Annotated in this window: 24 protein-coding genes; 12 read left to right on the top strand and 12 right to left on the bottom strand. The window is 71.2% G+C overall.

Annotation, left to right across the window (positions count from 1 at the left end; translation table 11 throughout):
• From ACIBO2_RS46335 to ACIBO2_RS46310, 6 genes are all read right to left on the bottom strand, one after another.
• Window positions 1-483: a (2Fe-2S)-binding protein gene (locus ACIBO2_RS46335; RefSeq protein ID WP_357941142.1), complete on the bottom strand. Its 483-nt coding sequence runs from the start codon at window positions 481-483 to the stop codon at window positions 1-3.
• An 11-nt stretch (window positions 484-494) separates the two neighbouring features.
• Window positions 495-1,418, bottom strand: coding sequence for an FAD binding domain-containing protein (locus ACIBO2_RS46330; RefSeq protein ID WP_397304346.1), 924 nt, complete (start codon window positions 1,416-1,418; stop codon window positions 495-497).
• Complete coding sequence (locus ACIBO2_RS46325) at window positions 1,415-2,779, bottom strand: uracil-xanthine permease family protein (RefSeq protein WP_397304345.1); 1,365 nt, start codon at window positions 2,777-2,779, stop codon at window positions 1,415-1,417. The genes ACIBO2_RS46330 and ACIBO2_RS46325 overlap by 4 nt, the downstream gene beginning before the upstream one ends.
• A 195-nt stretch (window positions 2,780-2,974) precedes the next feature.
• Window positions 2,975-3,349 carry an NYN domain-containing protein gene (locus ACIBO2_RS46320; protein WP_397304344.1) on the bottom strand — a complete coding sequence of 125 codons (375 nt, stop codon included), beginning with the start codon at window positions 3,347-3,349 and terminating at the stop codon, window positions 2,975-2,977.
• Window positions 3,350-3,600: 251 nt separating this feature from the next.
• A complete protein-coding gene (locus ACIBO2_RS46315) occupies window positions 3,601-3,804 on the bottom strand; it encodes an RNA-binding S4 domain-containing protein (RefSeq protein WP_358537606.1) in 204 nt (67 codons plus the stop codon).
• Window positions 3,805-3,815: 11 nt separating this feature from the next.
• A complete protein-coding gene (locus ACIBO2_RS46310; RefSeq protein ID WP_358537604.1) occupies window positions 3,816-5,456 on the bottom strand; it encodes a PucR family transcriptional regulator ligand-binding domain-containing protein in 1,641 nt (546 codons plus the stop codon).
• A gap of 131 nt (window positions 5,457-5,587) precedes the next feature.
• Between ACIBO2_RS46310 and ACIBO2_RS46305 the strand changes: the two genes are divergently transcribed.
• The 4 genes from ACIBO2_RS46305 (at window position 5,588) to ACIBO2_RS46290 (ending at window position 11,787) form a co-directional block, all read left to right on the top strand.
• Complete coding sequence (locus ACIBO2_RS46305; RefSeq protein WP_397304343.1) at window positions 5,588-6,481, top strand: DUF2877 domain-containing protein; 894 nt, start codon at window positions 5,588-5,590, stop codon at window positions 6,479-6,481.
• Entirely contained in the window at window positions 6,478-7,827 is a 1,350-nt protein-coding gene (locus ACIBO2_RS46300; protein ID WP_397304342.1) for an FdrA family protein, read from the top strand. The genes ACIBO2_RS46305 and ACIBO2_RS46300 overlap by 4 nt, the downstream gene beginning before the upstream one ends.
• Window positions 7,824-9,206 (top strand): DUF1116 domain-containing protein, encoded by a 1,383-nt coding sequence (locus tag ACIBO2_RS46295; protein ID WP_397304341.1) that lies wholly within the window; start codon window positions 7,824-7,826, stop codon window positions 9,204-9,206. Before ACIBO2_RS46300 ends, ACIBO2_RS46295 begins: the two co-directional genes overlap by 4 nt.
• A 250-nt stretch (window positions 9,207-9,456) precedes the next feature.
• Entirely contained in the window at window positions 9,457-11,787 is a 2,331-nt protein-coding gene (locus ACIBO2_RS46290) for a protein kinase (protein WP_358537595.1), read from the top strand.
• 118 nt (window positions 11,788-11,905) lie between these two features.
• On the opposite strand, the gene ACIBO2_RS46285 is transcribed toward ACIBO2_RS46290, so the two are convergent.
• A complete protein-coding gene (locus ACIBO2_RS46285; protein ID WP_358537592.1) occupies window positions 11,906-12,688 on the bottom strand; it encodes an alpha/beta fold hydrolase in 783 nt (260 codons plus the stop codon).
• Between the two features lie 122 nt (window positions 12,689-12,810).
• On the opposite strand from ACIBO2_RS46285, the gene ACIBO2_RS46280 reads away from it, so the two are divergent.
• Both ACIBO2_RS46280 and ACIBO2_RS46275 read left to right on the top strand, forming a co-directional pair.
• Window positions 12,811-13,626: an MOSC N-terminal beta barrel domain-containing protein gene (locus tag ACIBO2_RS46280; protein WP_358537590.1), complete on the top strand. Its 816-nt coding sequence runs from the start codon at window positions 12,811-12,813 to the stop codon at window positions 13,624-13,626.
• A gap of 161 nt (window positions 13,627-13,787) precedes the next feature.
• On the top strand, window positions 13,788-15,077 hold the full coding sequence (locus tag ACIBO2_RS46275) for an MFS transporter (RefSeq protein ID WP_397304340.1): 1,290 nt from the start codon (window positions 13,788-13,790) through the stop codon (window positions 15,075-15,077).
• An 11-nt stretch (window positions 15,078-15,088) separates the two neighbouring features.
• Here ACIBO2_RS46275 and ACIBO2_RS46270 read toward each other — a convergent pair whose 3' ends face one another.
• Together ACIBO2_RS46270 and ACIBO2_RS46265 are read right to left on the bottom strand one after the other, a co-directional pair.
• Window positions 15,089-16,654: a bifunctional 3'-5' exonuclease/DNA polymerase gene (locus ACIBO2_RS46270; RefSeq protein ID WP_358537586.1), complete on the bottom strand. Its 1,566-nt coding sequence runs from the start codon at window positions 16,652-16,654 to the stop codon at window positions 15,089-15,091.
• A 21-nt stretch (window positions 16,655-16,675) separates the two neighbouring features.
• Window positions 16,676-18,163: a metallophosphoesterase gene (locus ACIBO2_RS46265; RefSeq protein ID WP_358537583.1), complete on the bottom strand. Its 1,488-nt coding sequence runs from the start codon at window positions 18,161-18,163 to the stop codon at window positions 16,676-16,678.
• Window positions 18,164-18,310: 147 nt separating this feature from the next.
• Here ACIBO2_RS46265 and ACIBO2_RS46260 point away from each other — a divergent pair, with 147 nt between their 5' ends.
• Window positions 18,311-18,721: a hypothetical protein gene (locus ACIBO2_RS46260; protein ID WP_358537581.1), complete on the top strand. Its 411-nt coding sequence runs from the start codon at window positions 18,311-18,313 to the stop codon at window positions 18,719-18,721.
• A gap of 6 nt (window positions 18,722-18,727) precedes the next feature.
• Here the strand turns inward: ACIBO2_RS46260 and ACIBO2_RS46255 are convergent, their stop codons facing one another.
• Entirely contained in the window at window positions 18,728-20,320 is a 1,593-nt protein-coding gene (locus tag ACIBO2_RS46255; RefSeq protein ID WP_358538826.1) for an FAD-binding oxidoreductase, read from the bottom strand.
• A gap of 31 nt (window positions 20,321-20,351) precedes the next feature.
• Between ACIBO2_RS46255 and ACIBO2_RS46250 the strand changes: the two genes are divergently transcribed.
• The 4 genes from ACIBO2_RS46250 (at window position 20,352) to ACIBO2_RS46235 (ending at window position 23,835) form a co-directional block, all read left to right on the top strand.
• The gene (locus ACIBO2_RS46250; RefSeq protein ID WP_357941113.1) at window positions 20,352-20,861 is read left to right on the top strand and encodes a helix-turn-helix domain-containing protein; all 510 of its coding nucleotides are present in this window, start codon (window positions 20,352-20,354) and stop codon (window positions 20,859-20,861) included.
• A gap of 22 nt (window positions 20,862-20,883) precedes the next feature.
• Window positions 20,884-22,446: a glycerol-3-phosphate dehydrogenase/oxidase gene (locus tag ACIBO2_RS46245; protein ID WP_397304339.1), complete on the top strand. Its 1,563-nt coding sequence runs from the start codon at window positions 20,884-20,886 to the stop codon at window positions 22,444-22,446.
• A gap of 106 nt (window positions 22,447-22,552) precedes the next feature.
• Complete coding sequence (locus tag ACIBO2_RS46240) at window positions 22,553-23,422, top strand: sucrase ferredoxin (protein ID WP_358548875.1); 870 nt, start codon at window positions 22,553-22,555, stop codon at window positions 23,420-23,422.
• A gap of 101 nt (window positions 23,423-23,523) precedes the next feature.
• Complete coding sequence (locus ACIBO2_RS46235) at window positions 23,524-23,835, top strand: WhiB family transcriptional regulator (protein WP_080036407.1); 312 nt, start codon at window positions 23,524-23,526, stop codon at window positions 23,833-23,835.
• 300 nt (window positions 23,836-24,135) lie between these two features.
• On the opposite strand, the gene ACIBO2_RS46230 is transcribed toward ACIBO2_RS46235, so the two are convergent.
• Together ACIBO2_RS46230 and ACIBO2_RS46225 are read right to left on the bottom strand one after the other, a co-directional pair.
• Window positions 24,136-24,369 carry a DUF397 domain-containing protein gene (locus ACIBO2_RS46230; protein ID WP_225289364.1) on the bottom strand — a complete coding sequence of 78 codons (234 nt, stop codon included), beginning with the start codon at window positions 24,367-24,369 and terminating at the stop codon, window positions 24,136-24,138.
• A 116-nt stretch (window positions 24,370-24,485) separates the two neighbouring features.
• Window positions 24,486-25,379, bottom strand: a complete 894-nt coding sequence (locus ACIBO2_RS46225; protein WP_397304338.1) for a helix-turn-helix domain-containing protein — start codon at window positions 25,377-25,379, stop codon at window positions 24,486-24,488.
• 125 nt (window positions 25,380-25,504) lie between these two features.
• On the opposite strand from ACIBO2_RS46225, the gene ACIBO2_RS46220 reads away from it, so the two are divergent.
• The gene (locus tag ACIBO2_RS46220; RefSeq protein ID WP_358548881.1) at window positions 25,505-25,981 is read left to right on the top strand and encodes an ATP-binding protein; all 477 of its coding nucleotides are present in this window, start codon (window positions 25,505-25,507) and stop codon (window positions 25,979-25,981) included.
• The last annotated feature ends 47 nt before the right edge of the window (window positions 25,982-26,028 follow it).

Here is a 26,028-nt window from a genome sequence, read left to right as displayed (position 1 = left end):
CTAGGTCTCCTCGGCGATCAGCTCCGCCGCCCGGTGGACGGCCTTCACGATGTTCTGGTAGCCGGTGCAGCGGCACAGGTTGCCGGAGATGCCGTCGACCACCTCCTCGTCGGTGGGCGCCGGGTTGTCACGCAGCAGCGCGGTCACCGTGCACAGGAAGCCCGGCGTGCAGAAGCCGCACTGCAGCCCGTGGCACTCCGCGAACGCCCGCTGCACCGCCGACATCCCCTCCGGCCCGGCCAGCCCCTCCACCGTGGTGATCTCGCTGCCGTCGACGGTCACCGCGAACGTCAGGCACGAGCGCACCGGCTCGCCGTCCAGCAGCACCGTGCAGCAGCCGCACACGCCGTGCTCGCACCCCACGTGCGTACCGGTCAGCCCGAGGTCGTGGCGCAGGCAGTCGGACAGCAGCCGCCGGCCGGGCACCCGCACCCGCCGCGCGGCTCCGTTCACCACCAGCGTGATCTCGCGCTCGCGCTCCAATCCGGCCTCCCTCACGTACCTGCTGGGCTGCTACCCCACGGTCCCGCCGCCTCACGGGCCACGTCCTTGAGCGCCGCCTCACGGGCGGCGTCCTTCAGCGCCTGCTCGGCGAGGACGCCGACCAGATGCAGCCGGTACGCGGCGCTCGCGTGGATGTCGTCGTCCGGCTCGGTCGCTTCCCGTACGGCCCGCGCCACGCCCGCCCAGTCGACGCTGGAGGCGGGACGGCGCTCGCACAGCCCGCCCACGTCCACGACCACCGGCACGGGGCCGACGCTGACGCAGGCCACCCGGGCGGCGGTGACGCGCAGGTCGTCGTCCAGCGTGACCAGCGCGCACACCCCGGCCAGGGCATAGTCGCCGTGCCTCCTGGCCACCTCGCGGAAGGCCGTACCCGACCGTTCCGGCGGTGCCGGGAAATATGCGGAAACGGCGAGTTCGCCCGGCTGGACGGCCGACTCCATCGGCCCGACGAAGAAGTCGGCGGCCGTCACCTCCCGGCTCACCACGCCCTCGGCGGCGTCCAGCCGGGACAGCCGTACCGACCCGCCGAGCAGGGCCAGCACGGCGGGCAGCTCGGCGGCCGGGTCGGCGTGCACCAGGCTGCCCACCACCGTGCCCCTGTTGCGGATCACCGGGTGGGCGACCAGCCGGAGCGCCTGCCGCAGCAGCGGATGCCCGGCCAGCCGCTCCACCTGGGCGTGCCTGGCCAGCGCGCCCACGGTGACGCCTTCGGGGGCGAGGTCGAGGGTGGCCAGCGACTCGACGCGGTTGATGTCGACCAGATGCTCGGGCGCCGCCAGCCGCATGTTGAGCATGGGGATCAGGCTCTGGCCGCCCGCGAGCACCTTGCCGCGCGGGCCCACCTGGGCGAGGACGTCCAGGGCCTCGCCGAGGTCGCGCGGCGCGTGGTGTTCGAAGGGCGGCGGCTTCACCCCGTGTCTCCCCCTGCGGCGGCTGTGTCGGCGGGCCGCCCGGCGATGACGCGCAGCAGGTGGTAGCCGCCCACCACGACGATCGTGCCCAACGCGATGCCCTCCAGCCGGAAGTCGCCGCTGATCAATTGCTTCACCGGTCCGATCGCCAGGATGATGCCCGCGCCGATGGGGACCATGTTGACCGGATCGGCGAAGTTCACCCGGTTCTCGATCCAGATCTTGGCGCCGAGCAGGCCGATCATGCCGTACAGGATGACCGTCACGCCGCCCAGCACGCCTGCCGGAGTGGCGGAGACCAGCGCGCCGAACTTCGGGCTCAGCCCGAACAGGATGGCGATGAGGGCGGCGATGTAGTAGGCGGCGGTGGAGTAGACCTTGGTGGCGGCCATGACGCCGATGTTCTCGGCGTAGGTGGTGGTGGGCGAGCCGCCGACGGCGCTGGTCACCACGGTGGCCAGGCCGTCGGCGGCGATGGCGCGGCCGATGTACGGGTCGACGTCGGTACGCGTCATCTCTCCCACGGCCTTGACATGACCGATGTTCTCCGCGATCAGCGCGATCACCGCGGGCAGCACGAGCAGCACGGCCGAGAACTTGAAGTCTGGCAGATGAAACGGCGGCAGGCCGAACCATGGCGCCGCCTCCAGCTTGGAGAAGTCGACACGCAGATGCGGGGCGATCTTGAGCGCGCCGTCGGTGTAGGCCGGGACCTGGCCGAAGAGCTGGTCGGCCACCCAGGACAGCGCGTAGCCGACGATCAGGCCGAGCAGGATGCCGATGCGCCCGATGAAGCCCTTGAACGCCACCACGATCACGAACGTCACCAGCATCGTGATCAGCGCCATCCACTGGTCCTGCGGCCAGTAGACGTCCGCCACCACGTAGGCCAGCCCGAACCCGATCAGCATGACCACCGCGCCGGTGACGATCGGCGGGAAGATCCGGTGGATGATCTGCACCCCGAGGAAGTGCACGGCCAGCCCGCACAGCGCGAGCACGAACCCGACGATGAGGATCGCGCCGGTCACGATGGCATCGGCGCCAGGGGTGTCACCGCCGAACACCGCCCTGATGGCCAGCACACCGCCCACGAACGACGCGCTGGTGCCCAGGTAGCTGGGGATCTTGCCCTTCACGATCAGCAGGAACATGATCGTGGCCACGCCGGACATCATGATCGCGACATTGGGGCTCAGCCCCATCACCAGCGGGAACACGAACGTCGCGCCGAACATCGCGATCACGTGCTGCGCGCCGAACCCGATCATGCGCGGCCAGGTCAGCCGCTCGTCGGGCTTGACGACCTCTCCGGGAGCCAGATGCTTGCCGTCGCCGTGTTTGATCCAACCGAAAACCATGTGAGCCCCTCTTCACCCGGGCTGCCGCTTCCAGTGCCGCCCCGCAGGCTCCTTCCGCATCCCGCTCCAGATTCGTGCTGCCGTTGCGGGCACATTAGGCCCGTGGGCGCGCTCGTACACGGGCATGATCTGCCAAATTCGCTTTCCTGACCAGAGGAGTGATCGCGCACTACCTTCGGGGGGTTCGGTGAGCGGTCAGTTCCAGCGCGGCGGCCGGTGGTAGGTGGCACCACCGGGCCCGCTCACCACGTCGGGGAACTGGGAACGCCGCACGACGGCGGCACCGAGGGGGAACCACGCGTCGCTGCACCGGCGTAGGCCGTCCGCGCCTTTGCCCGGCGGGAAGACGGCGACGACCCTTGTCTTGGCGCCACGGAGCGTGTCGATCTCGCGGATCTTTTCGACCGCCGCGCAGAGATCCGAATCGGCCGACACGAGCATGACGACATCGACCTGCTCGAGCGCGACGTCAGCGATCATGGCGCTGGCGATGGCGACGTCGGTCTTCTTCTCCTCGTAGGAGCGCCAGGTCGCGCCGCACTGCCGGCATCTCCTCGTTCGACTTGTCACCCACGGCTACCTTCCCTAACATGGAGTCATTCAACGCCTGGGGCTACGTTCCCGGGCTCTACGGCCCCCGGCGACGGGGGTCGTTTCTTTTTCGCTCTCATGTTCGAGAATAGTAAACAGCGAGTAATGCTGTGATGACTTTGCGCGACTTCGGCGCATCCGAATGTACTATGGGGTCACCACCCCCGGGGGTAGGTTCCCGGGCTCTACGGCCTCCGATTCGGGGGCCGTTTATTTTCGGTCGCCAAACCTCAGTGCACCCGGATCGAGAACCCCTCCCCCGTCACCATCTGCCCCGTCCGGATCTTGCACGTCTTCCGGAGCTCCACTTCCCCGTCCACCGACACCATCCCCTCGGCGATCAGGTGTTTGGCCATGCCGCCCGTCTCCGTGACCCCGCAGTACTTCAGCAGGTCACACAGCGGGATGAAGTCGGAGCGCAGTTCGAAGTCCACGAGCACTCAGCCTAGATGCCCCGCATGCGCAGCACGTGCAGGGCAAGGGTCAGGTTGAGGCGCAGATGGGGGTCGTCGGTGAAGTTGCCGAGCAGGCGCTCCAGCTTGCCGATGCGGTAGCGCAGCGTGTTGTAGTGGAAGTGCAGCCGCCTGGCCGTCTCCGCCACGTTGAGGTTGGTCTCCAGCAGCACCTGCAGGGTCCTGCGCAGGTCGGAGTTCTCGGCGTCGTCGTCCAGGGCCAGCGGGCCCAGCGTCTCGCGGACGAAGGCGTGTAGTTCCTCCGTGTCGTTCACCAGCGACAGCAGCCGATACACGCCCAGCTGGTCGAAGTGGGCCACCGCGCCGGGGCCGTGGAGCTGACGGCCGACGCGGGCCGCCTTCAGGGCCTGCGAGTACGCCTCGGGCAGCAGGTCGGCGCCGGGTGACGGGCGGGAGGTGCCGGTCGAGAACGTGGCGGGCGGCACGTCGGCGAAGGCGGAGGCGGCGTCCTTGGCCACCCTGGCGGCGTCCACCGTGGCGTCCAGTACCGCCACCACTTCGTGCGAGAAGCCCGCGACCGCGCCCTGAGGGTCGTGGCGGCGCATCGCCGCGACCCAGCACGCGACCAGGCGGTCCTGGGTGGCGCGCTCGTCGCCGTCCGGGTCGAGTTCGGCGACCAGCACGGTGACGGGCCGTTCCAGATCCCAGCCGAACGCCCTGGCCCGCGCCGTGACGCGCTCGGCCGTGCCCGCCCGGCCGGTGAGCACGTCGCGCAGGAAGTCGGCCCGGTACTTGCTCTCGACGGCGTTGACCGCCTCCTGCCTGGTGACGACGAGCGCGGCGACGGTCGCGGCGCGCTCCAATATGCCGACATCGCTGTCACGGAGCGTCCCGGCCGGGCTGTAGGCGACGATGCGGCCGTGGTGGTGACCGCCCGCGAGGACGGGAACGGAGGCGAACGCGCGTGTGCGGCCCGCCGTACCGGAAGCGGGCCCGCCGGAAGGAGTGCGGCCCGAGGCGGGGACGAGCGGCGGTCCCTCGTGCGCGATCGACTCCCACAGGAGGGTCACGTGGTCGGGCGGCCCGGCGGTGGCGAGCACCCGGCCGCCGCCGTCCACCGCCGCCACCGCCACGTCGAGCAGCGCGGCCACCTCGGCGGTCACCTCGTCCAGCCCGCCGCCGGCCAGCACCACCTGGACCAGCGCCCGGTGCGCCTCCTCGGCGCGGGCGAGCACGGCGGCCTGGCGGTTGAGGATGTCGGTCAGCACCTGGTTCAGGATGTCGTCGAAGCCGACGTCGTTCGGCAGCAGGATGAGCGGGAACCCGAGCCGGTCGGCCTGCTCGACCATTTCGTCAGGCAGTTTGTCCACATACCTGCCGAGTTTGATCGCCAGGGCCGCCAGTTTGCGCTCGTCGAGGTCGGCCACCAGGCGGCCGAGCGACTGGGGGGTGTTGCGCAGCGGGTAGCCGGTGGTCAGCAGCAACTCGTGCGGCTTGACCCAGGCCAGGATGTCCGGCACCTCCATGACGTTGAGGCGCTGCACGATGCGGCCCAGCCCGCTCTCCCCGGCGATGAGGCGGGCGTCCGCGAGGGTCGATACGCCGAGCACCTCCCCCACCGAGACGCCGTGGGTGATCGTGCCCGTGCTCGCGAGACGGACTGGGGGCTCCATGTGGAGATTGTGACCCCAGAAGCGGTCTGTCAGGAAGAGCCAACCTTCACGCTGACTCTTGGCAAATTTCTCCGTACGGACGGTTGTGCGGCACGTTCTACGGTCAGGTCCAGAGCCGGTAGGGAGGTTCGGTGACCGTCGGTATTCATGCGAGGCGCCCGCGTACCCCTGTGACAGGAGCGGCCAGCGCGGCGGTACGCCCTGTGCTGGAGGCGCCGCGCAGCCCCGCGCGGGTGCTGGCCGTCTTCCCCGCCGGGGTGTACCTGGAGGTCAGGACGGAGCTGGAGCCGTCCGTGCTGGCCGTCATCACGGGCGCGGCGACGCGGCTGCCCAACTCCGTGCTGCTGGCCGCCGAGCTGCCGCGCGTCACCGTGGGTGACGAGGCCGCCGTGGGCGACGGCGCCATCGAGCTGGGGCGGCTGAGCGTGCGGGCGCGCCGCTGGTGGGATCCCGCGCCGCCGCTCGGCCGGGTCGATCCCGTACGGCTCCGGCAGGCCGCCCCTCGCCTGACCCCCGGCGAGCCGGGATTGGCGGGCAACGAGGCGATCGAGCTCCTGGCGGCCAGTTGCGCGAGCGGCCGGTTGCTGGGCGCGGTGACGGCGGCCGAACGGCTGGTCGGCCTCGGTCCGGGGCTGACGCCGAGCGGGGACGACGTGCTGGCCGGGCTGCTGGTGACACTCAGGCACCTCGGCGCGGCGGCCGGGGCGCGGCGGGCGGTGTGGCTGGCGGACTGGCTGGCCGCGACCGTGACGTACGACGCCCGCACTCGTACGACGCCGATCTCGGCGACCCTCCTGCACTGCGCGGCCAGAGGCGAGGCCAGCCCCGAGGTGATCGCCGTGCTGCGCGGCATCGCCGGGCGGCAGGAGCTCGAACCGGCGCGGCGGCAGCTGCGGCGGCTCGGCCACACCTCCGGGTCCGACCTGCTCCAGGGCATCTCCATCGGCCTCGACACCGTCCTGGCCATGACAGCGGCCATGACGGAGGCTCCGAGTCCGGCCCACGCCCTGACGGTGGCCGGATGACCCGCGACTCGGTGCTGCTGCGCAAGGGCGTCTACCACGACTCCGTCACCCTCATGCGTGTCAGCCGCACGCTGTCGGACCTGCCCGGCATGCGGGTGGCCATCGTCGCCATGGCCACGGAACTGAACCTCGCCCTGGCCCGCGACCTGGGCTTCGACCTGCCCCCCGCCGACCCGGGCGATCTGCTCGTCGCCCTGCGCGGCGACAGCGTGGACACCGCCACCGGCGAGCTCGACCACGCCCTGGCCCGGCTGTCCGCCTCCCGGACCCGGGCGGCCGCCGACCAACCCCCGCTCACCACCCTCTCGGCGGCCAGAAGCCCGGCCGACCTGGTGCTCGTGTCGGTTCCGGGGGAGCACGCGTTCGCCGAGGCGCTCGACGCGGTCCACGCTGGACTGCCCGTGATGATCTTCAGCGACGGCGTGCCGGTCGCCCAGGAGCAGCGGCTCAAGACGCTGGCCGAGGAGCGGGACGTGCTGGTCATGGGCCCCGACTGCGGCACCGCCGTGATCGCCGGGGTGGGGCTGGGCTTCGCCAACGTGCTCGGGCCGGGCCCGGTCGGCGTCGTCGCGGCCTCCGGCACCGGGGCCCAGCAGGTGACGTCCCTGCTCGACCAGGCGGGCGCCGGGGTCAGCCACGTGCTCGGCGTGGGCGGCAGGGACCTGTCGGCCGAGGTGGGCGGGCTGTCGGCGATGCGGGCGCTGCGCATGCTGGACGACGACCCGGCCACGGAGCTGATCGTGCTGGTCTCCAAGCGGCCCGACCCGGCGGTGGCGCGGGCCGTACAAGAGGTGGTGGAGACGCTGGGCACGCCGGTCGTCTCGGCGCTGCTCGGGGAGCGCGATCTGACGGCGGCCGCGGAGGAGGCGCTGCGCGCCCTCGGCCGGCCCGTCCCCGCCTGGGAGTCGTGGCCCGGCTGGTCGCCCACGTCGGCGTACACGAAGCTCAAGGGCGTCTACTCGGGCGGCACGCTGTGCGCCGAGGCGAGCCTGATCACCGGGGCGGGCGAGTTCACCGACTACGGCGAGGACGCCTACACCAGGGGCCGCGCCCATCCGATGATCGACCCGACGCTCCGCCTGGAGGCCCTGGCCCAGGTGGAGCCGGGCGACGTGATCCTCATGGACGTCGTGCTCGGGCACGGCGCCGACCCCGACCCGGCCGCCTCCCTCGCCTCGGCCGTCGCCCACGCCACCCACCACGGAGCCACCGTCGTCGTCGCACTCATCGGCACCGAGGGCGACCCCCAGGGCCTGCACCGGCAGGCCGCGGCGTTCCGCGAGGCGGGCGCCACCGTCTTCACCTCCAACGCCCAAGCCGCCCGGCACGCCAGGGACCTCCTTTGACTCTGCTCTCCGGTCCGCCCCACGTGATCACCGTCGGCGCCGCCCTCCTCCAGGAGTCGCTCGACGCGCAGGCCGTGCCGACGACCGCCGTCGCGTGGCGCCCGCCCCTGCCCGGCACCGCGGACGCGCTCGCGCGGGTGCTCGCCGACCCGCGCCTGCCCGCGGCCAACGAACGGGCCGTCGGCCGCCTGACCTCGGCCCGCCCCCAGCTCGTCGGGGTACGGCGGGCCTCGGAGGTGCTCGACCTGCCGGAGCGGATGTTCCTGCACGCGGGGCCGCCCATCGACTGGGAGCGCGCGTCGGGCCCGATGCGCGGGGCGCTGATCGGCGCGATGCTGTTCGAGGAGTACGCCCATGACGTGCCGGCGGCCGAGGAGTCGCTGGCCGCCGGCCGGGTACGCCTGGAGCCCTGCCATCGGCACGCCACGGTCGGCCCGATGGCGGGCGTGGTGAGCCCGTCGATGTGGATGCTGGAGGTACGCGACGCCGAGCACGGCGGCACGGCGTACTGCTCGCTCAACGAGGGCCTGGGCAAGGTGCTGCGCTACGGCGCGTACGGGCCCGAGGTGCTGGAGCGGCTGCGGTGGATGGATCGCGTGCTCGGGCCCGTCCTGTCTGCCGCGATCGAGCTGGGCGGCCCCATCGACCTGCGCGCGATGATCGCGCAGGCGCTGCAGATGGGCGACGAGCTGCACAACCGCAACCGCGCCGCCACCTCGCTGTTCCTGCGCGAGCTGGCCCCCTGGGTGGTCGAGGCCGCGGCCGGCAGCGCTGCCGAGGTGCTGCGCTTCGTCAACGGCAACGACCACTTCTTCCTGAACGCCGCCATGGCCGCGGGCAAGGTGAGCACCGACGCGGCCAGGAACGTACCCGGCTCCTCGATGGTCGTCGCCATGGCCCGCAACGGCACCGATTTCGGAGTACAGGTCTCCGGGCTGGGCGATCGGTGGTTCACCGGGCCGGCCGGCGTGCCGGACGGGCTCTACCTCGGCGCGTACGGCCCGGCGGACGCCAACCCGGACATCGGCGACTCCACGATCACCGAGACGTCGGGCCTGGGCGGCTTCGCGATGGCGGCGTCCCCGGCCATCGTGCGCTTCGTCGGCGGCGAGGTGGCGGACGCGGTGGCGGCGACCCGGTCCATGTACGAGATCACGCTCGCCGAGCATCCCGCCTACCAGATCCCGGGGCTCGGCTTCCGCGGCACACCGGTCGGCATCGACATCACCCTGGTGGCCAGGACGGGCGTGTTGCCCGTCGTCAACACCGGTATCGCGGGCCGCGTGGCGGGCACCGGCCAGGTCGGTGCGGGCCTGGTGAAGCCCCCGGTAGAGGCATTTACCGCCGCATTGCTCGCCCTGGCCGCTGACCGTAAATGATCCATTTGATGGGCGATATTGCGGTACGTCAAGGCATTTGTAAGAACCGAGTTGTGGTTCCCTTGGGAATGACCTGCCTATATCGTGGCCAACGCTCATAATCTTGACGTATGGCGGCGCGACGCTTGTGACCGATGAGGCTGGAGATTGGGGCGGGAACATGGCAGCCGACCGCTTGCTCAGCGGACCCGGTGCGGAGGGAGACGCTTCACAGAGCCAGGGTCGTTTGATCGGCAGGCGCTACCGGTTGATGTCACCGGTCGGCCGCGGCGGCATGGGGATGGTGTGGCACGCGCATGACGTGCTGCTCGCCCGTGACGTGGCGGTCAAGGAGCTGATCCTGCCGTACGGGCTCGACCAGGCGGGCAAGCAGGTGGCCCACCGGCGCATGCTGCGCGAGGCCCGGTCCGCCGCGCGACTGACGCACCCCGGCATCGTGACCGTGCACGACGTCGTCGAAGAAGACGGCCGGCCGTGGATCGTCATGGAGCTGGTCCGGGCGTGGTCCCTGGAGCAGGCGGTCCGGCAGAGCGGACCCCTCCCGGTGATCCAGGCCGCCGAGATCGGCATCCGGGTGCTCGACGCGGTCCGGCACGCGCACGCGGCCGGCATCCTGCACCGTGACATCAAGCCGGGCAACGTCCTGCTCACCTCCGACCGCGTGGTGCTGACCGACTTCGGCATCGCCGCGATCGAGGGCGACGTCACGATCACGCAGACCGGGCTGCTCATGGGCTCGCCCGCCTACATCCCGCCGGAGCGGCTGTCCGGGCAGTCGATCACCCAGGCGGCCGACCTGTGGTCGTTCGGGGCGACGATGTACGCGGCCGTGGAGGGGCGCCCGCCGTACGAGGGGCCGGACCCGATCGCGGTGCTGGGCGCGGTCCTCACGCAGGACCCCGTCACCCCGCAGCGGGCGGGCGCGCTGGCGCCGGTGATCGAGGGCCTGCTGCGCAAGAACCCGGCCGAACGTCTCACCGCCGAGCAGGTCGGCGAACTGCTGGAGCGGATCCTGCACGCCCACGGCTCGACCCGACCGCGACCCGCCGAGACCTCGCGGTCCCTGCCCACGCAGGCGGACTCGACGCCCGCCGGGCTGCTGCCGCCGTTCGACTCGCTGTCCGGGCCGATGCCGTCGCGGATCGTGGAGACGCCCTCGGGGCCGGTACGCGTTCCGTACGACCCGCTGAACAGCCCGTCGGGCGGCTACTCCATGCCCTACGAGGGGATGTCGAGCCCGTCGGGCAGCCACCGCACGGACGCGCTGCCGTCGCTGCCTTCGGCGGACGGGTTCGAGGCGTTCACCAGCCAGTCAGGGTCGCACCGGATACCGGAGGCCGGGGAGCGCCCGCCGACGGGGCCGCACCCGTCGCTGAGCGATCCGGCCGGACCGTCCCTGGTGCGCCCTCTGCCGGGCAGCTACCCATCAGGCAGTTTCCCATCGGACAGCTACCCGTCGGGCAGCTTCCCGTCCGGCAGCTTCCCGTCCGGGCCAGGCTCCCCGCTGGACGGGCCGCCGTCGTCACCAGGCTTTCCAGCGAGTGGACCGCCGTCGTCACCGGGCTTCTCAGCAGGCGGGCCACCGTCGTCGCCCGGTTTCCCCTCCAGCGGGCCTCCGTCGTCGCCGGGTTTCCCGCCCAGCGGGCCGCTCGGTGCGCCGCCGTCGTTCGGCGGGCCGTCGGGATCCCATCGCGCCTCTGACAGCGGGGCGTTCGGGAGCCCTTCGGGGCCGCGCCGGATCCCGGAATCGCGGGCGGACGCCCCGAGCCCGTCGGGCCCGCAGCCGATCCTGCCCCTGACCAGCGACAGCCGCGCCGCCCCCTGGCCGCTGGCCTCGCCGGACCACCTGCGTGACCAGGCCATCGACCTGTCGCGCGACCTGACCCACGACCGCCTCACCAAGCTGCCCAGCGCCACCTCGGAGCGCCTGACCAAGAGCAGGCGCAGGCACGAGGACGACGATGAGGGCGGCTGGCTCCGCGACGGCCGCCCCACCCCGCGCCTGATCGTCACGGGCATCGCGGCCGTCGGCGTGATCGTGGCCGTCGTCCTGTACGTCCGCACGGGCAGCGCACCCGCGCCGGTGCCGAGCGTGGCGATCACCCAGGAGGTGTCGTCGCCACCCGCCACCGATCCGCTGACGGCGACCGTGCCCAAGGGCTTCAGCGAGCAGACCCCGCCCGGCTTCTCCGCCGCCGTCCCCGACGGCTGGAAGCTGACCGCGTCAGGCGGCGACGCCACCTTCACCGGGCCCAAGGACTCCGGCATGACGACCCGCATCGAGCAGACGACCCCGCAGCAGGACGGGGGCCTGTCGGAACTGACCCGCGAGGAGGCGGCCGGTCGCGTCGACGGCTACATCCAGGTACAGCTCCAGGCGACGCGGTATCGCGACTGGAAGGCCGCCGACTGGGAGTACACCTACACCCTGGCCAACGGCGTTCCCATGCACGCGCTGACCCGTTTCGTCACGATCGACGACACCAACGCGTACAAGATCACCTTCAACATGCCCGAACTCAAGTGGGATGACCAGGCCGAAACCCGCAAGGTCTTCTTCGACACCTTCCGCCAGACGTGACCTCCCGAGGAGACCCACCCAGCCGCGCCATGAGCGCGGATGGGTGGGGCCAGACGTGAGACCCAGCCACCGCGTTATGAGCGCGGATGGGCGGATCGCGCGGCCGGGATCCGAACGGTTACCGCACGCCGAGAGCGCGGTCGAGGAAGTCGCGGACCGTCGTGGCCAGTTCGGCGCGGTGGTCGGACAGGGCGTGGTCGGTGGCCCATTCGTGGTGTTCGAGCGCCGCCCCCGCGTACGCGGGCAGCAGCGGCCGGTGGTGTACGGCGGCGGGCGTCACGGGGTCGAGTCCGGTCCCGATGAGCATCACCGGGCGTCCGGTGAACGCGGGTGCCAGCGAGGCCAGGCTCCACGCCTCCCCCGCGGCCTCCATCTCGGCCACCAGCGCTTCACCGCTGGTGCCGGTGAGCGGAAGCAGTTCACCGTCGAACGCCTCGACGTACTCCCGCCGCCCTTCGGCGTCGAGCCCGCGCGAGACCGTACCGAAGTCGAAGGCGGACACCGACACGGTGGCCGCGATGCCCGGATCCGCGGCGGCCGTCATGAGCGCGACGAAGCCCCCGAAGCTGTGTCCGACAAGGGCGACCCGCTCCGGGTCGAGCCGGTGCTCGGCCGCGAACGGCTTCTCCCGGACGGCCGCCACCACCCGCGCCGCGTCCGCCAGGCCGTTCCCCCACGACCAGTCCCCACCGACGCCCCAGGAGCCCCGGTAGTGGAAGACCAGGCTGGCGTACCCCGCCTGGCGCAGCGCCTGGGCCAGATCGAAGTTGCGCTCATTGCCGGGAAACCCGTGCAGCACCACCACGGTCGGATGCGGCCCCTCGCCGGCCGGCAGGTGCAGCACTCCCAGCAACGGGACCCCGTCACTGTCGAAGGTCACCGCAGGTGTGGCAGCTCTCACAAGGCTCTCCTCGCTCGGAATGATCGGTACGCTAACAGCCGCCCGACGACCGCTCCCCAGCGCCTCGGCCCTCGGCCGGTCGCCGAATCCCCCGCATGTGGGCGTCATGTAGCGTCGGCCGCATGAAGCTGGCGAGCATCCACATCTATCCCGTCAAATCGACGACCGGGCACGAGGTATCTGACGCCGAGGTGCAGCCCTGGGGCCTGGCCGGTGACCGGCGCTACCTCATCGTCGACGAGCACGGCGAGATGCTGACCGCCCGCGAGCTCCCCCGGCTGCTGATGTGCGTGCCGGAGCCGGACGGCGAGACGCTCAAGCTCACCGGCCCGCACGCCGCGCCGCTGCGGGTCAGTCCCACCGCCGGCCGTTCGGTGATCAACATGCGGAAGACGTCGATAGAGCTGACCGACTGCGGCGACGACGCGGCCGCGTGGCTGAGCGCGCTGATCGACCGCCCCGTCCGGCTGGCCTGGCAGGACGACCCCACCTGCCGTCCCGTCGATCCCGAGTACGGCCGGCCGGACGACCGGGTCAGCCTGGCCGACGCGTATCCGCTGCTGCTCACCTCCACGGCTTCGCTGGCCCGGCTCAACGACTGGATCGCGGAGACGGCGGTCGAGAGCGGCGAGGAGTTGCCCGCGCCGCTGCCCATGAGCAGGTTCCGGCCGAACGTGGTCGTGGACGGCGTGCCGGACGCCTTCGCCGAGGACGGATGGAGGCGCGTCCGCGTCGGCGACACGGAGTTCCGGGTGGTCAAGGGCTGTGACCGATGCGTGCTGACCACCGTGGACGCCGTCACCTACACCAAGGGCAAGGAGCCCATCCGCACCCTGGCCAGGCACCGCAGGTGGGACGGCAAGGTCTGGTTCGGCGTGAACCTCATCCCGGACGCCCCTGGCCGGATCGCGCAGGGGGATCCGGTGACGATCCTCTGAGCCGGGTTCCTCGGAGCCAGGCGGCCGAACCTCCGAGCCGGGCTGCGAAACCCCATCCCACTCTGCCAAACATCCGAAAGCAGCCATAAGTAGTTGAATAACGCTGCGTGGGGTGATTTGGGCCTTTGGGGGGATCTCATGGTCTATGCGAGACTTCACAAGTGACCAGCGCCCCTATAAAGCCCGATATTTCATCCCCTGACCGGATCCGGGCCGTCCAGCGGCGCACTCTCGTGATCCTGTCCGCCGCGCAAATAGTAGGCGGCGTAGGCGTCGCAGTCGGCCTGGCACTGAGCTCCGTCGTCGTCGACGAGCTCTCCGGATCCACCGTGATCAGCGGCTTCGCGGGCACCGCGACCGTACTCGGCGCGGCCCTCCTCGCCCTGCCGACCGCCAAGGCGTCCGGCAGGGGCGGCCGGCGGACGGGCCTGACGCTGGCGTACGTGGCCGCGCTGGCGGGCTGCGCGCTGTCCGTCGGCGCCATCAGCCTCGGTAACTGGCCGCTGCTGCTGCTCGGACTGGTCCTGGTGGGCGGCGGCAGCGCGGGCAACCTGGCGGCCCGCTACTCGGCGACCGATCTGTCCCCGCCGGGGCACGCCGCCAGGCACCTGTCCCTGGTCGTCTGGGCGGCCACCATCGGCTCCGTCGCCGGCCCGAACCTGGCCAAGCCCGCGGACCAGATCGGCATGAGCGCGGGCCTCGTGGAGAAGGCCGGGCCGTTCGCGTTCGCGGCGCTGGCGTTCGCGCTGGCGATGCTCATCATCCTGGTCGGCCTGCGCCCGGACCCGCTCAAACTGGCCCGCCGGCTGAACGACACGCAACCCCCTGCCGCCGGTCAGAACCGGACGATCAGGAACGCCTGGACGACCCTGCGCACCACCCCCATGGCCCGCAAGGCCCTGGTCATGATCGCGGTCAGCCACACCGCGATGGTGTCGGTCATGTCGATGACCCCGGTCAAACTCCACCACGACGGCTCGAACCTCGACATCATCGGCCTGGTGATCAGCCTGCACATCGCCGGGATGTACGTCATGTCACCGGTGGTGGGCTGGCTGGCCGACAAGGCGGGCAAGGTGCCGGTGCTGCTGCTCGGCATGGCGCTGCTGCTCAGCGCCGCCGTCCTGGCGGGTACGGCCGGTCACCGCGTCTGGCAGGTGACCACCGCGCTGGTGCTGCTCGGCCTCGGCTGGTCGTGCGGCCTGGTGGCGGGGTCGGCGCTGGTCAGCGAGTCGGTGCCGGTCGGCAGCCGGCCCGCCGTGCAGGGCCTGTCCGACCTGCTGATGAACGTGTGCGGCGCCACCGGCACGATCGTCGCGGGCGCGATCGTGGGCGGGCTGTCGTACGGGGTGCTCGGTCTGGTGGTGGGGGTGATGGTGACCCTGGCCGGAGTCTGGCTGGCGATCACCTGGCGCCACGTGCACAACGGCCCGCTGACACCCGCCATGTGACGTGCGCGGAGTCACTTCGCGTCGGCGTAGCAGGAGACCGCGACCGCCTCCATCGGGAAGCGCACCGGCGTCCCCCCGAACAGCAGGCGGCTGGCCTCGGCGGCCGACTCCGACACCGCGGCCATCACCTCTTCGGCCTGGTCGAGCGGGCAGTGCACCATGATCTCGTCGTGCTGGAAGAACACCAGCCTGGCCGGGCCGGACAACCGCCCCCGCAGCACCGCCATCAGCACCAGCGCCCACTCGGCGGCGGTGGCCTGCACGACGAAGTTGCGGGTGAACCGCCCCCGATCCCGGATCGCCCGGCTCCCCTCGGGCCCCGACACGAGGGACTTCCACCCCTCCGACGGCGGCGGGCTGGTGCGGCCGAGCCAGGAGCGCACCAGCCGCCCTTCCTCTCCCGCCTTGGCCGCGTCCTCGACGAACTGGTAGGCCTTGGGGAAGCGCTGCCGCATCACCGCCAGCAGCTTGGAGGCGTCACCGCTGGTGCCGCCGTACATGGCGGACAGCATCGCGATCTTGGCGTTGGCGCGCTCGCCCCCGAACGACTTGGCCAGCGCCGAGTACAGGTCGATCTCCCCCGCCGCCCGCGCCAGCCCCCCGTCGGCGGCCATCGCGGCCAGCACCCGCGGCTCCAGCTGGGCGGCGTCGGCCACGATCAGCGTCCAGCCGTCGTCGGCGACCACCACGCGGCGCATCACCTTGGGGATCTGCAGCGCGCCGCCGCCGTCGGTGGCCCACCGCCCCGACACCACCCCTGCGACCACGTATTCGGCACGGAAGCGCCCATCACGCACCCATTGGTCGGCCCAGACCCACCCGTGGAAGCTGTACAGCCTGGCCAGCTCCTTGTAGGCGAGCAGCGGCGCGACCGCCGGGTGGTCGAGCTGCTTGAGCTCCCACGACCGGGTGGTCTTGAGCGCGACGCCCGCCCCCTTGAACGCCTTGACCAGCTGCTGCACCGAGTCGGGATTGACCGGATGCCCGAACGCCGCCGACACCTCGTCGGCCAGCGCCTGGAGCTTGGCCGGCCGCATGCCGTGCACCGGGCGCGGGCCGAGCAGCTCGGTGAGCAGGGCGTCGTGTACGTCCCGGCGCCACGGCATGCCGTCGTGGCCCATCTCGGCGGCGATCAGCGCGCCCGCCGACTCGGCCGCCACCAGCAGCCGGAACCGGCCCGGCTCGGGCAGCGCCTCGATCCGGCGCAGCTGGTCGGCCAGCACCTCCGCCACCGCCTCCGCGCCGAGCGGCTCGGGCGCGAACAGCGTGTCGGGCACACTGGGCCGATCATCGGGCACCGGCAGGCCGTGCAGCCTGGCGTGGGCGGCCTTGGCCGAGCGCGGCTGGCCGTATCGTCCCTCGTACGCGAGCAGCAGCCCCTCGGTGAGCGTCAGGTCGTGGCAGCGTGCCACCCGCACACCCTTGGCCAGCAAGGACGGATAGATCTCGCGGGCGTCCGCCCAGACCCAGCGCGGCCGCTCGGCTTCGAGCTCACGCACGGCCCGCGGCAGGTCGTCGACCCGGCGAGCCGGACCACCGACCGGCAGGATCGTCCCGTCTGTCACCACTACGTGCACGCCGTCCAGAGTGCCAGGTGACTACGACAAACTGATGTGCACCTCGTCCTCCATCGGCGGATCCACCTCTTGCGGCAGGCAGCCGGTGGCGGCGAAGCAGCGCACCGAGAGCAGGTCGGGCGTGACCGAAAGGTGCAGGAACTGCTTGAAGAACGGTGGTGTGTCCCAGTCGGACAGCTCGGAGAGGTAGCGGTGGAAGACCGTGCCCACGGGCAGGCGGAGCGGCATCGGCCAGGCCCCGAGCAGCCGGGCCGCCCACCTCATCCGCCGAGTGATCTTGACGGGGCTCTCGATGGGGCGCACCGGGGTGTTCTTGATCTGGTCCGCCATGATGCAGGCGGCCTCGGCCGGGGTGAGGTAGATCCACTTCATCCGGAGCCGTTTGGCGTACAGCTGGCTGTAGAAGGACAGCGAGTCGCCGCGCAGGGGGTAGCACTTGAAGTCGTCCTCGTGCACGCCCGCCACGTCCACCCGGCGGGTGGTGTGGGTGGCGTGCATGAACGCGCCCCCGCCCCCGGAGACGATGTACTGGATCACCCGGTCGCCCACCCTGACGGGATAGCGCTGGTAGTTGTGCACGTCGCCGCCGATGGCGGCCACATAACGGTGTTCGGGGGCGCGGATGATGTCGTCGATCGTGCCGCCGCCCTCCAGCGGGGACGGCTTGTAGTCGTTGCGCGTGTAGATCGGCTTGCCGGTGACGAGGATCTTCGGGCGCGGGTCCAGGGAGGTGCGACGCAGCCATTCGGTCTGCTGGGCGTCGATCTCTCCCTGGATGCCGGTGTCGACGCCCACGATGAGCAGGCTCGGGGTCTCGATCGCCCAGTATGGTCCCGGCTGCGCGGCCCGCTGCGCCGGACGGTCCCTGAACGTGCGAGCCTCGGCCAGCAGCCGCTCGTCGATCGTCTCCGACCGGCGCCAGAGCAGGCCGCGTAACCCGGAATCCCGCTTGGGCGGCAGCGCCGGGGCGTCGCAGAACACGCGCATGAAACCGCCGAGCCCGTCGTACCAGTCGTGGTTGCCGGGGATCGCGTAGATCGGCGCGTCATAGTCCTTGTACGGGCGGAAGAACTTGTTCTCGTACTCGTTGCCGGACCCGGCCGGATAGAGCACGTCGCTGGCGATGACCGCGAAGGAGGTGCCTTCACCCACCTTGAGCAGGCCGGGCACGACCGCGTACTGGGAGGCGTCGCCCTCGCCGGTGTCGCCGAGCAGCAGGAAGCTGAAGCTCTCCCCCACCTCCGGCTTGACGCGGAAGTCCGGGTCGGCGCCACGGGCCTCCTGCTCGGCGACCCACCTGCGGCGCACCTTCCCGGACGGGTCACCGAAGAGCCCGGCGACGATCTGGTTGCGCGAGTGCCACAGCGTGCGCGGGCTGAACCAGGTGAACCCCTTGTGGTCGGGTCTCAGGTCGTTGAACGTGCCGATCCGCTGACAGGCCCACCCCGCGCCTTCCTCCGACACCCGGGAGGAGAGCTGCTTTCCACGCTCAGCCGCGACTTCCACCATGACTCCATCTTTACGCGATCTTCCCCAAGCCGCACCCACTTCCCGAAGCGCGTCCGAACGCAGCGTGCCGTTGGGAACACAATCGGTTCGCGATGGTGTAGCCTCACGCCCCAAGCAAGCGGTTCGTCGCCGCGATGGGGGGCTGCCATGGCCCGGAACGGTTCGGACGACGCCACCCGGAGGGGCACCGCGGGGGTGGCCGCCGTAGAGGGGCTGCTGGCGTACGCCGGCAGACGGTCGCGCTGGGGTGGTGGGGCGCTCGACAGGGTCCACCAGGCGATCGGGCTCAGCCGGGAGCTGGCCGCCGCGGACCCCGACGGGCACGCGGTGCTGCTCGCCCGCTGCCTGCTGGCCGCCGCCAAGCTGCTGCTCAAGCGCGGCCGGGCCGCGGAGGCGCTGCCGCACGCCGAGGAGGCCGTCGAGCTCTGCCGTCCGGCGGGTGGCGCGCCGCTGGTGTTCGCGCTGGCCTGCCTGGCGGACGTGTACGAGGCCCAGCAACGCTTTGGGGAAGCCGCGGCGGCCATGACGGAGGCCGCGTCGGTCGACCCACCGGACTGAGGTCGGTCAGGGGATCAGGATGCCCGGGTTCAGGATGCCGGAGGGGTCGAGGCGGGCCTTGACGGCGCGCAGGATGTCCACGCCCACGGGTCCCAGCTCCGCCGCGTACGCCTCGCGATGGTCGCGGCCCACGCCGTGATGGTGCGAGATCGTGCCGCCCGCCGCCACGATGGCCGCGTTGACCGCCTCCTTGGCCCGCTCCCACTGCGCCACCGGGTCCCCCTTCTGCGCGGTGACGACGGTGAAGTACAGCGAGGCCCCGGTCTCGTACACGTGCGAGATGTGGCACATGACCAGCGGCGACTCCAGCGCCCCGAGCAGGGCCAGCCGTACCGCGTCGTACAGGCGCGGCAGCGCGGACCAGAACCCGGCCGTCTCGATGGTCTCCACCGTCGCGCCGGCGGCCAGCAGCGAGTCGCGCAGGTACGGAGCCGAGAACCGGCCGTGCTCCCACGCCCGTCCGGGCTCGGTCCCGAGCGGCACCCCGCCCATCCGCGCCAGCACCGCCCCGGCCCCAGCCCTGCGCCCTTCGACCGACGTCGCCGGACTCTCGGTCTCTTCAGCCTCTTCAGCCGGGCCCTCGTAACCCGCGATCACCAGGCATCCGCTGGAGCCGCCCCCGATGTCGTCCGGCCGGGCCAGCCCGATCATGGTCTCCGTCTCGTCCGAAAGCCGCAGCACCGTAGGCAGCGGCCCCTCCTGCGCCAGCACCCGCAGCGCGGCCGTCCCCTCCCGGAACGACCCGAACCGCCACCCTTCGTACACCCGCCGCCCGGGCACCCGCCGCACCCGCAGCCGCAGCGCCGTGATCACCCCGAACACCCCCTCGGACCCCAGCAGGAGCTGCCGCAGATCGGGCCCCGCCGCCGACTTGGGCGCGCGCCCCAGGTCCAGGTCGCCGGAGGGAGTGGCGACGGTCAGACCCACCACCATGTCGTCGAAGCGCCCATAACCGGCCGAAGCCTGGCCGCTGGACCGGGCCGCCGCGAATCCGCCGAGCGTGGCGTACTCGTACGACTGCGGGAAATGCCCCAGCGTCAGCCCGTGCCGTTCGAGCAGCCGTTCGGCCTCGGGCGCCCGCAGTCCCGGCTCGGCGGTGACGACCATCGACTCGGTGTCGACCGAGACGAGCCGGTCGAGCCGGGCCAGGTCCAGCGCCACCACCCCGGCGAAGCCGGACCGGGAGGCCGCCAGCCCGCCCACCACGGAGGTGCCGCCGCCGAAGGGCACCACCGCGATCCGCTCGGCCGCGCACAACCGCAGCAACGCGGCGACCTCGTCGTGCGAGCCGGGCAGCAGCACGGCGTCGGGCGCGGCCGAGCCGTCTCCCGCGCGCATCCGCAGCAGGTCGGGGGTCGACTTGCCGCGCGTGTGCCGGATCCGGGCCGCGCGCGAGGTCCGCACCTGTTCGTGGCCCACGACGTCGGCCAGAGCGGCCAGGTGCGCGGGCGAGAGCGCGACGGGGGCCAGCCGTACGGACTCGAACGAGGCGGCGGGAGCGGCTGGCTCGCGTACGCCCAGTAGGTCGTGGAGCAGCTCGCGGATCTGCGGGGGCAGTTCGCGGGCCTTGGCGGGGTCGCCCCAGCCCGACCACAGCATCGGTTCGTTCAGCACGTCTACACTGTGACATATGACGTCGATTCGTCACAATGACGGCGTGCTGGACGCGGCCCGCGACTGCGTGCTCGCCTACGGGGTGCGGCGCACCACGCTCACCGACGTGGCGCGGCGGGCGGGGGTGTCCCGGATGACGCTCTATCGCCGCTGGCCCGACGTGCGGAGCCTGGTCGCCGACCTGATGACGCGGGAGTGGGTGCTGGCCGTCACCGAGCTCGACCTGTCGGACCCGGTCGCCGCCGTGGTCGAAGGGGTACGGCGGCTGCGCGGCCATCCGCTCTGGCGCAAGATCGTGGAAGCGGACCCGGAGCTGCTGCTGCCGTACCTGCTGGATCGGCGCGGCGCCACCCACGAGGCGGTGCTCGGCGTGCTCGAAGCCGCCGTCGGCGACCGCCGCAAGGCCAGGGCGGTGCTGCTCGTGGCGCAGTCGTTCCTGCTGTCGGCGCCCACCATGCTCGACCCCGTGACCCTCGACGAACTCGACGCCGAACTCGCCACCCTGCTGGAGGCCTACCTTGGATAGCCCGCCGAACGCCACGCGCCCCATGGACAGCTCGCTGAACGCCGCGCGACGGGCCCGCGAGCTGGCCGTGGTCGCGGAGGAGACGGTCGACGTGCTGGTCGTGGGCTTGGGCGCGACAGGGGCGGGCGCGGCGCTCGACGCCGCTTCGCGCGGTCTCAGCGTAGCGGCGATCGACGCGCACGACCTGGCCTTCGGCACGTCGAGATTCAGTTCCAAGCTCATCCACGGCGGCCTCCGCTACCTCGCCAAGGGGCAGGTGGGCATCGCCCGCGAGAGCGCGGTCGAGCGCGGCGTCCTGCTGCGGCGTACGGCTCCGCACCTGGTCAAGGCGCATCCGTACGTGCTGCCGCTGACGCCGGAGGTCTCCAGGTCACGGGCGGAGCTGCTGATGACCGGCTACCGGCTCGGCGACGGGCTGCGCGCCGCCGCCGGCACGCCGCGCCGCCTGCTGCCCGGCCCGTCCCGGCTGACGGCCGCCCGGGCGCACACGCTCGCGCCCATGCTGAGCGAGGACGGCCTGCGGGGCGGCCTGCTGTCGTGGGACGGCCGCGTGTACGACGACGCCCGGCTGGTGGTGGCCATAGCCAGGACGGCGGCGGCGTACGGGGCCCGGATCCTGACCCGGTGCCGCGCCCTGGAGCTGACCGGCGCGGGCGCCAAGGTACGTGACGAACTGACCGGCGCGGAGTTCGCCGTCCGGGCCAGGACGGTGATCAACGCCGCGGGCGTGTGGGCGGGCCTGCTGGACCCGCGGGTGAGCCTGCGCCCGTCACGCGGCACGCACCTCGTGCTCCGCCCCGGGACCCTGCCGGGTCTCCTGTCCGGACTGCACATTCCGATTCCCGGAGAGAGCAACCGATTCGCGCTCGTACTCCCCCAAGCCGACGGCCGCGTGCACGTGGGCCTGACCGACGAGCCCCTCGACGGCCCCGTCCCCAACGTACCCGAGGCCCCTGAGGAGGACATCAGGACGCTCCTGAGCGTGCTCAACACGGTTCTGGCGGCACCGGTGGCCCGCGAGGCCGTCGCGGGCGCCTACGCGGGGCTCAGGCCGCTCCTGGCGGCGGACGGGCGGACGGCCGACGTCTCACGCAGGCACGCCGTGTTCACGGACGGAGAGACCGCGAAGAAGGGGGTCGCGCACAGAGGGACCGTGGACGGAGGGGTCGTCACGGTCGTGGGTGGCAAGCTCACGACATACCGGCGGATGGCGGCGGACGCGGTGGATCGAGCGATCTCGGTGGGGAACCTCCCGGCGGGCCGGAGTCGTACCGCCTCGATCCCGCTCGTCGGAGCCGTCGGGGGTCACGGCGCCGTGACCCCGCGAACCGGGGCGGGCGCGGGCCGCCCACCCGAGCGGCTGGTCGCCCGCCACGGCGTCGAGGCGGCGGCCGTGCACGAACTCGTCCGGGCGCATCCCGAGGAGGTCGGCCTCGGCGTCACGGTGGGCGAGCTGCTGTGGTCCGTCGCCCACGAGGGCGCGCTCGACGCGGACGACCTCCTCGACCGCAGGACCAGGATCGGTCTCGTCCCCGAGGACCGGGCGGCGGCGCTGCCGGCCGCCAGGGCGGCTTTCAGTCGGTAACCCGTACATCCCTCTTACCGTTAGGTTAGTCTTACCTAATTCGCAAGAGGGGAGAAAGGCGTTGACCAGGGGTTGCGAGCATCCGGATGGCTGCCACACGGGCGGGGTGCCGAATCTGGCCAGCGCCACCGTGGGGGCCCGGCTGTGGCTACTCGTCGAGTACGACGGGCCGTGGCCGTCACATCTGGAAACCTTCGAGCTTCCTGAAAAAATCTCGAACCTCGTGCGCCGAGCCCAAGAACGTGGCATCAGAGCCCAGCTCATCCGCCGCCCCGGCCGACGGGTCCGCCCACAGGAGCAGGACTTGCGTGTGCTAGTGGGCTACGCCACGGGCCCCAACCCCTGGCTGGCCAGCGGAGTCATCGCAGGTACCGAGGATCTTGACCTGGACGCGCTGGTGGCCGGAGTGGTCCCGGAGTCCTGCATACTTGAAGACGAGCCGGTATTTCTGGTCTGCACGCACGCCAAGCGCAATGCGTGTTGCGCCCGCATTGGACTACCCATCGCTCGAAGCCTGGCCGAAAACTGGCCGGACAGAGTATGGGAAACGTCACACGTTGGCGGCGATCGCTACGCCGCCAACCTCGTGTGCTTGCCACACGGAATTTTCTACGGCAGCATGTCTCAGGCTGCTGCGATCGCAGCGGCTAACGCGTACCGGTCGGGCGAGATCATTCTCGACCGTTACCGGGGACGCGCAGGCATCCCTGAGCCATTGCAAGCCGTCGAGCACTTCGCCCGAACCCATACGGGAGAGTGTTCTGTCGGCGCAGTGGCCGTGGAATCCTCCAGGTCGGACGGCGACGTCACCGAAGCCATCGTGCGCTGCGGCGACGTCCGGTTCGAGGTTGTGGTTGAGCCATCGGTGTTCCAAGCGCCGTGTGGTACGGCTTGCGCCGAGAAGATCACCACCTACCGGCTGGTTTCGCTGGACAGGCTCACGCCTGTGCGGTACGCCACGCCCGCCCTTACCTGATCACGGGAACACTACGGCCCACCTTTGCGTTGGAACAGTGACGCCGAAAACGTCCAATGCGGCTCAATTACTGAAATACCTCTCACGAAGGTGGTTTTCTCATGTCTCAGGTACGTCGGCAGCTCGCCCGCCCGCGCCCCAGCTGGGGTTGGCAGGATGATGCCGCGTGCCGGGGTGAGGACCTCGTGCTCTTCTTCGGCCCCGATGGGGAGCGGCAGCCCGAGCGTGACGTGCGCGAGCGGAAGGCCAAGGCGATCTGCGCCCAGTGCCCTGTCCGCAACGAGTGCCTGGACTACGCGCTGTCCCGTCCGGAGAAGTACGGCACGTGGGGTGGCCTGAACGAGGACGAGCGCGCTTCCGAGCGTCGCCGTCGCATGCGCCGCGCCGCCAGCGCCGGCATCTCCGCCGCCTGACTCCACCCGGCAGCGATCACCGCGTGATCATGCAGTTGCCCCGATGAACCGGGGCCTGGCCAGCCAAGTCCAGGCTCCGGCGAACCCGGTCGGGGCAACTGCTTGATCAGGCAAAGACCTCAGCCCCCAGCACGCGCTTCAGCCCGGCGTCATCCGTGACGCCGGGCTGAAGTGATTTCCGGATCAGTGTCTCCCGAGCTTCGGGGCTGGACCGCTCTGGGTCGGCGCTACGCCTGGCTCGGGGCTCTTGGCTCAGACGATCAGAGATTCAGACGATCAGAGCCTCAGGCGATCAGAGCCTCAGACGATCAGATCGTCGAACTCGCCGTCCTTGGCGCCGAGCACGAACGCGGTGATCTCATCCCGCGTGTAGACCAGGGCGGGCCCCTCGGGGAAGCGTGAGTTACGCATCGCCACCTCTCCCGTGGGCAGATCGGCCACCTCGACGCAGTTGCCGTTGGGGTTGCTCCGCCTGCTCTTGCGCCAGACGGCGGGAAGGCGACCGGCGGGCGTTCCGTTGCGGAACTCATGCATTGGGGAAGCTCCCTCGCGCGCTTACGGATGCACGTGCAGCCGTGGTTGCGAGATCACGTTACGGCATCGCCAAGATCACCATATAGGGGACGACCAAAACCCGGATATGGGGTGGATCACACTGACAGCAGGCGCTCCAGGAAGCGTTTGGTCTGCTCAGGGGAGTCGGCCTGGACGCTCAATCGGTCCATGACCTGCATGTAATGCTCGGACTCGGCCGGCTTGTCCAGATAGAGGGCGCTCGTGAGCTGCTCCAGGTACACGACGTCGGGCAGCTCACGCTCGGGGAAACGCAGGATGCTGAACGGCCCGCCGGCGGCCGCGTGCCCGCCGCGCTCGAACGGGATGACCTGAACGGTGATGTTGGACCGTTTCGTCATCTCCAGCAGGTGCTCGATCTGCCGGCGCATCACCTCACGGCCGCCGAGCGCACGCCGCACCACGGCCTCGTCGATGACCGCCCACAGCTTGAGCGGCCGGCCACCGGCCAGGCGCTCCTGCCGCCTGGTGCGCAGCGCCACGCGCCGGTCGAGCTCGCCCTCGGGAGTCGTCTCGTGCGCCAGCTTGATCACCGCCCTGGCGTACTCGGGCGTCTGGAGCAGGCCGGGGATGAACTGGTTCTCATACGTACGGATGACCGAAGCCGCACCCTCCAGCCCGATGTAGACCTCGAACCAGCCGGGCAGCAGGTCACTGTACTTGTGCCACCAGCCCGGGGCGTTGGCCTGCCGGGCCAGCTCCAGCAACGGCGCCCGCTCGGCCTCGTCGGTGACGCCGTAGAGGGTGAGCAGATCGGCGACGTCGCGTTCCTTGAAGCTGACCTGCCCGAGCTCCAGGCGGCTGATCTTGGCGTGAGAAGCGCGAATCGCATACCCCGCGTCCTCCCGCGAGATACGCTTCTCCGTGCGGAGCCTGCGCAGTTGCGTACCCAGCAGGATCCGCAGCACCGTCGGGCTTCCCGGCGAGTAGCCGACCACATTCCCTTCCGCACTCAGTGCGCTCACACCCATCGCTCCCAGATCATCTGCACGTGCAGATGCTATTTGCATCTGTAAAACACGAAAAGTCTTGCATCGGTAAGCACACGCCGTAAAGATGGGCATTGGATCACCTAGACCGCGCTTCGGGGGCCAGGATGACGACTTTCGACGCTCGGCCGCAAGCCGCCACGTGTGCCCAGGCACCCGAATGGCTGCTGCCCATTCTGCTCGAAGGGCGGCGCGGTCCGTGTGACGAGGTCTTCCGCTTTCATGAGCTGAGCACGTTCGAGCCCGTCTGTGTGGCCTCCGCCAGGCGGTTCGTCGACCGGACGCTCACCTCGTGGGGCTCCGACGGCATGGTCTTCGACGCCCAGCTGGTGGTCTCCGAGCTCGTCACCAACGCGATGCGGCACGGCGGCGGCGCCATCCAGCTCCGGCTGCTGAGCCGGCGGCCCGAGGTGGCGTGCGTGGTGAGCGACTACAGCCGGCACGCGCCGACCGCCCCGCCCACCACCGACGTCTTCGCCGAATACGGCCGCGGCCTGCGCCTGGTAGAGGCCCTCACCACCACCTGGGGCTGGCTCACCCCCGGCACCCAGGGCAAGCTCGTCTGGGCCGTACTCTCCAACTGACCTCACGCCCAGCGGGACCCAGGCCACAACGGACCACCTTCGTCCGC

Origin of the sequence: Nonomuraea sp. NPDC050022, from assembly GCF_044460705.1 — a bacterium.
Taxonomy (GTDB): domain Bacteria; phylum Actinomycetota; class Actinomycetes; order Streptosporangiales; family Streptosporangiaceae; genus Nonomuraea.
This window is presented reverse-complemented; position numbering and strand designations above follow the sequence as displayed.